Genomic DNA, 5505 nt, shown 5'->3' on the forward strand with positions numbered 1-5505 from the left:
GCGGTGCTTTTGCCGTTACGCACCACCCCGTCAGTAGCTGAACAGGAGGGACAGCTGATAGAAACAGAAGCCACTGGAGCACCTCAAAAACACCATCATACACTAAATCAGTAAGTTGGCAGCATCACCAAAACCCCGATACGTTAATCGTATCGGGTTTTTTTACTTATAAGGATTGATTAATGAAGTTTATCGCTAACTGGCAAAGTCTGCCATCACTATCTCTTCCGGAGTCAGTAATGAGTCTGTTGAAAACAGAGCTGGTACTCCCATTTGAAGATGAATACTCTGCAATGAGTTTCTGGGATAAAGTCGGGGTGACATTAATATATGTCGAGCCCGATGATGTACCTGAAGATATTAAAGCGCAGGTATTAAATGTGATTCATCAGTTAATTGCAAATCCAGAATTTGTAGTCCGTCTGACAGATGACTATTACCTGATGCTTTCTGTTACGGAAGATAACGGGAACGGTATTTATCTGTTATTTCACCCCGATTGCCCTCTGAAGGGTATTGATTTATTAATTTCTATGGCCGAATCACGCTATTAAACACAAGCAAAACCAGGAACGCAAAATGAGTAAATCAAAATTAGTTAAAAATAATGTTGAGTCAGTTTCGAAGGAGATTAAAAATGAGGCAGAGGTTATTCATGAAAATCTCAGTGCAGATGAACAAACATTATCTGATGTAAAAGACTATCAGTTGCTCATTGAAACAGGCCAGGCAGAAAAAATCAGTCCTAAGGCAAGTGGTATGCTGACATGGCAACTGGCGATATCAGAGGTGGATAATGAACTTTATCTTCGTCTGGTGGCAAATGGCTGTGGAGGGTTGTTCTCTAAGGACTGGATCTCACTTTCAAAGATTGCAACTGTTCTGGAAACACAACCTGCTACCGGCTTCTCATCCGGAGTATTCAGGCCGCTATTCAAAGGGGCAAGCGCCAACAATGCAGGTTTTCTGGCTGCTGTTTTACGCTCCCCGGATATATGTCTGCTGGAGGCACATCCAGAGAAGTTATTTACTCATGTATTATACCCGGACTGGAGGGAGCGGTTGAATAAACTTAATACGATCAGTAGCCAGGAAAAGATTACAGAGGATTAATTTATTTCCTGTACTGTTATACAACCAGAAATCACCACACACCACTATTTACTTTCTAAAGGAAAATTTATTATGCAAACCCAATATGCCTTAAAACAGGCAGGATTAACTCTGCCTGTTACTAAAGAATTTCAGCAGCATATTACTACGCTTCTGGCAAATCAGGTTTTACAAAAAATAACTGAGGCAGTGGTTATTAATTTCCGTGATCCGGACTACAGTGCAGAATCCGGCGGATTTCATCCGGTTGAAATGCGATTCATCCGTCAGGATAACGAATGGTATTTCGATTATGTCACAGACTTTAGTTACATGGGACGAGTCTACCCGGAACTGGAAAAGGAAATAGATTTTTGCTGGTCGGGTCATTACGTCTTCCATTATCTGATTGGGGATATTTCACTGGCAGCAGAGAGGAATGAACTCTGGTCTTTGTGGGAGGGGAATTTTATGGAGTATCTGGCTATGGATGTTTACCAGATAACGGTAACTCAGGAAAGTTGTTGACCCGTTATGAACAGGAAGAGCGTGGGCGTTTTTGTCATCTTCTTCGTGTGTAGCACATCATTGTATGTGGATGATGCCCCCTTTTCCCGGTCGATACACATAACATGCACAGACACGGGGGATCTTAGATCCCTCGTGATTTTTGCCCCCTATGGTGCACTCTCCAGTAGCAGGGTGATAACGGTTAATCCATTACCCCAACGACAGTATTACACCGGTAATAAATATTCATGAATACAGTCAGTTATGTGGGTTTTGAGATGGACTATGTCATCGTTGACGATAACTGAAGGTTTTACAGATGTATAAAACTCGCGGTGAAAGGATCGCAGAAAGGCTGTGCTGGATATTACTTCAACTGTATACCGGTAATACGGTATCGGTTAATGATATATGTCAGCGTTTCGCGGTCAGTCGCCGAACCGGACAGCGTGATTTGTTGAGAGTTGAAACTGTAACGGAAACTATTTCACCTGGAAGGGTAAGGCTGGCAAGTTTGATAAGGGAACGAGTTAGACGAAATTTTTAATCGAATCCATATCAATACTATAAAATATGAAACTTAACGGGAGTAAATATACACTCCCGTTATAATGCAACCTTTTTTAACTACTCAAATTATATTAATTTAGGTGCGACAGTGTTTTTATGATGTGTTGAATTTGCAAGATTAATAATATCATGAAATGATTTCATGTCGTCGTCAGTGATTTCTACGGCTGGATCAGCTAAATCGGCACAGGTAACATTTAACCAGTGTGTTAATGAATCAATCCTGTTTGAAGTAATATATTCAGTGTGACCAACATTCCACTTCCAGTTGATTATCCGAGCAGGTCTGAATCTCACCTCCCGAACCCCAATTGGTGTTACTGACTCAACGAGAGGGTATATCGTGTTAAGTACTTTATCATGTTCACTGTAGATATTTAAATGCCCCATTTTTGAACCGTAAGCCATTTTCATTATGTTCTCTGTATAACTTGTTATTGGGGTGGCTCCGGCCATAGAGATTGTTAAGAGAATATTATCATTTTTAATATAGGGTAATGTATTGTTTATTAATCGAGTCCCTAAAGAATGACCCATTATGATCACATTACGCTTTTCTTTAACGTATATCTCGTTTATTACGTGTGCTAATTTTTCTCTGTTATTAACTGCTGCTTTCGTTGCATTATACCAGGCCTGACGCGCTTTAAATGGGATGGAGATTGATGACAATAAAGGAGATGTTCTCAGGGGGAAGAGAGTATATAACCCCCACTTGTTCGCTATGTCAGAACTTAATATGGATAGTAGATTTGCTGATTCCCATTTATAGTATCTGACATCAAGGCCACACCCTGCTTTAATTCGGTTAAACCATGATATATCATTTTCGGTCAGAAACCCTGATACAACAAGAAGAACCGGGCATTTTTTCATGGTAACTCCATTTTTTAGCTTACAAAAATAGCACTCAATGAAAATTATATTATCCGTGTCATTACGGGGCGTTACTTGGCTGGGTGTAACGTTTCAGTGCGGATTGTATATCTTCAGCAAGTTGTTGACGGATTGAGGCCGGTTGTATTACTTCGACATCCGGTATCCAGTATTTCATTAAAGGCATTATATGATCTGTGTGTGTTACACGTGATATCACCAGTAAATCGCCAGACCGGGAAGTATGAATTATTTCCTGTCCTGGCAATAGATGACGGTGGGTAAACCACGGAGCAACATGTGCGGAAACTGAAATGAGAATTTCGATAAGGTCTTCGCTATACCAGATACCATCTGTCTTTTCTATTTTTTCATTAATTTCGGGGATTATCCTGAAAGAGATATTACTCATGCAAACGTCTTTGACAGATGAGATAACAAAGCTTTTTAATGTACTGTCATGGGCGGCAGCGAGATACCACAATCCGTTGTCATTAACCAGTCTGTATGGCTCAACAGCCCGAAACTCTTTATCTTTGTAATTAAAATTTACTTTCTTCTGTGACAGGATGGCATCGGATAATACATTCAGAATTGACATGAATGATCCGCAGTTTTCGTATGGACGTTGTTTTATCAGAAACGGGTTGTTTTTCGTGTTACCTAACAAAATACTCAGTAGTCTGTCATCCCAGCGAGGGAACAGCCCTTCAATACCCAGGATGCGCGTGAAATGACGTAAATCAGCATTGCTGCGTTGACCGAGAACACCGTCAGACAGGCGATAACGACCATTTTGTCGAATCAGATTAAGATAGGACAGGCGCTGAGTAAGATCACGACGGATAGTTTTTTTCGCAAACGTTAAATTCCTCAGATAACTCCCGGACGGCTAGTGACTCACCATTGTTCAGGCGAGTTAATATCAATCCGAGTCGATATCCAAGTTTATCGTGCTTATCCATTCGTTTATCCGGTTAATGCCAGCGAAGAGGATATTTTCAGTAAAGTAACGGACAGGATGAGTCCACTTTTACTGTGACGGAGAAAAAAATTAACTCATTAATTATCAATATATTAAAACATTGCTGGAATCATCGAATAACATGTGGACTCATCCTGTCCATGTGTATTTTTACGTTCAGGGTGATAATTATCATCCTGACCTGTACATGACCTGTTTTTGCTGCATATTTGACCATGCACTTTTGCCATCAAGTCGGAGAGGCAGGGGGGAACGTAAGATCCGAAGGTTAGAGAGGTTATCAGCAATTACAATGATGATTAATATTTTCATAATGTCGGAGAACATCATATTGGTTGAAATAACATAAAGGTGGTTCTATGTATTTACATATCAGAAAGTATCAACTCGTAAATGCGAGATGGCGTGATGTCATTGATCTGACAGATTATGAAGAAACAATCAGGCAGGTTGTCGGTACATTATTTGGAAATGATTTTATTGAGGTCAGCGTTGAAACAAATTGTTTTACTCTGACAGTAAACAGTACAAGCAGTAAAATACCACACGGCATACTGGTGAATATGGGGAAAAGGCTGGCGGCTAATCTCCAGAGTATCACCTGTCATGCCATGCGGATCTATCATGTAAATGGCCATCCTGACGCGCGGCAGTTATTTCACTGTTTTGATGCCGATTGCCTGTGATTAAGCCCCCAACTTCTGTTAAAGGAGTTGGGGAGATTTAACGGTTATCAGACTGGAAGACAGAATGTCGGATATTTACGGGCTATGATATCCATCAGTGACTTCATTCGCGGTGTTACAGAACTAAATTTCATTTGGGGTATTTTTGCTCTTACCGCATTTTTTACATCAGTCACCGTTACTGAATAGCCTTCTGACGTCAGCCATTCAGCAACCTCTTTACAGGAATAACTTTTTTTATCTTTCAGCATAAGCCCCCATTGGCACTGAGTCAGCGCCCGGAGAAATAGTCTGACTAAAATATCATCACTACGTTTGCTTCCGACTTTTAGTTTCATATCAGAAAACACCGTCCGGCAATAGAGAAAATCACACCAGTCATCCCAGTCAGCCAGGGTCTTCAGTGTATGCGTTTGCCGCCAGTCGTCGAAAAGAGAGCGTTGCTGCAGAGCCTCTTCCATATTATCCCATGGGCGGGAAGACATCAGTAAATGCCCTTCATTCATGGCGGGCTGTACGGGCTGGCGTTTGAAATCGAATTCCAGATTAAGACGGATATCCTGTTCCCGGGATACCAGATCGCTTTCCGACAGCCACATCTCACGCGTTGATATCAACGTACTTCGGGATAACGTCTGACCGGGTAAACGATTAAGGTAAAGATCTACCATATAGTCGTTATAGTCACTGCGTGGAATATCGGCAGGAGGTTTGAATCGCCACGGGTTTAACAGACACCTCAGAGTCATTTAAGATGGCTTAAAGAGAGGTGCCCATGAGCGGTAA

7 protein-coding genes and 1 pseudogene are annotated in these 5505 nt (G+C 41.3%); 4 read left to right on the forward strand and 4 right to left on the reverse strand.

Annotated elements, in window-relative coordinates:
• On the reverse strand, positions 1-74 hold a 74-nt coding region (locus DW56_RS21350), incomplete at its 3' end, for an IS1 family transposase (protein WP_016240675.1).
• A gap of 108 nt (positions 75-182) precedes the next feature.
• On the opposite strand from DW56_RS21350, the gene DW56_RS05660 reads away from it, so the two are divergent.
• From DW56_RS05660 to DW56_RS05670, 3 genes are all read left to right on the forward strand, one after another.
• Positions 183-554, forward strand: a complete 372-nt coding sequence (locus DW56_RS05660; RefSeq protein ID WP_234409210.1) for a hypothetical protein — start codon at positions 183-185, stop codon at positions 552-554.
• 25 nt (positions 555-579) lie between these two features.
• Positions 580-1113 (forward strand): hypothetical protein, encoded by a 534-nt coding sequence (locus tag DW56_RS05665; RefSeq protein WP_000045627.1) that lies wholly within the window; start codon positions 580-582, stop codon positions 1111-1113.
• Positions 1114-1185: 72 nt separating this feature from the next.
• Positions 1186-1620, forward strand: coding sequence for a DUF2787 family protein (locus DW56_RS05670; protein ID WP_024553541.1), 435 nt, complete (start codon positions 1186-1188; stop codon positions 1618-1620).
• Between the two features lie 618 nt (positions 1621-2238).
• On the opposite strand, the gene DW56_RS21355 is transcribed toward DW56_RS05670, so the two are convergent.
• Together DW56_RS21355 and DW56_RS22830 are read right to left on the reverse strand one after the other, a co-directional pair.
• Positions 2239-3048: a DUF726 domain-containing protein gene (locus DW56_RS21355; RefSeq protein WP_029698132.1), complete on the reverse strand. Its 810-nt coding sequence runs from the start codon at positions 3046-3048 to the stop codon at positions 2239-2241.
• A gap of 61 nt (positions 3049-3109) precedes the next feature.
• A complete protein-coding gene (locus DW56_RS22830) occupies positions 3110-3649 on the reverse strand; it encodes a WYL domain-containing protein (protein ID WP_234409209.1) in 540 nt (179 codons plus the stop codon).
• Positions 3650-4392: 743 nt separating this feature from the next.
• On the opposite strand from DW56_RS22830, the gene DW56_RS22670 reads away from it, so the two are divergent.
• A complete protein-coding gene (locus DW56_RS22670) occupies positions 4393-4719 on the forward strand; it encodes a hypothetical protein (RefSeq protein WP_000280683.1) in 327 nt (108 codons plus the stop codon).
• Between the two features lie 47 nt (positions 4720-4766).
• Here the strand turns inward: DW56_RS22670 and DW56_RS05685 are convergent.
• A pseudogene (locus DW56_RS05685) lies at positions 4767-5432 on the reverse strand (hypothetical protein); the annotation flags it as partial.
• Positions 5433-5505 lie beyond the last annotated feature (73 nt).

This window comes from Franconibacter helveticus LMG 23732 (genome assembly GCF_000463115.2).
GTDB lineage: Bacteria > Pseudomonadota > Gammaproteobacteria > Enterobacterales > Enterobacteriaceae > Franconibacter > Franconibacter helveticus.

Coding starts and splice junctions, on each gene's coding strand:
- DW56_RS05660 (WP_234409210.1), top strand. CDS start 183: ATGAAGTTTATCGCTAACTGGCAAAGTCTGCCATCACTATCTCTTCCG.
- DW56_RS05665 (WP_000045627.1), top strand. CDS start 580: ATGAGTAAATCAAAATTAGTTAAAAATAATGTTGAGTCAGTTTCGAAG.
- DW56_RS05670 (WP_024553541.1), top strand. CDS start 1,186: ATGCAAACCCAATATGCCTTAAAACAGGCAGGATTAACTCTGCCTGTT.
- DW56_RS21355 (WP_029698132.1), bottom strand. CDS start 3,048: ATGAAAAAATGCCCGGTTCTTCTTGTTGTATCAGGGTTTCTGACCGAA.
- DW56_RS22830 (WP_234409209.1), bottom strand. CDS start 3,649: ATGTCAATTCTGAATGTATTATCCGATGCCATCCTGTCACAGAAGAAA.
- DW56_RS22670 (WP_000280683.1), top strand. CDS start 4,393: ATGTATTTACATATCAGAAAGTATCAACTCGTAAATGCGAGATGGCGT.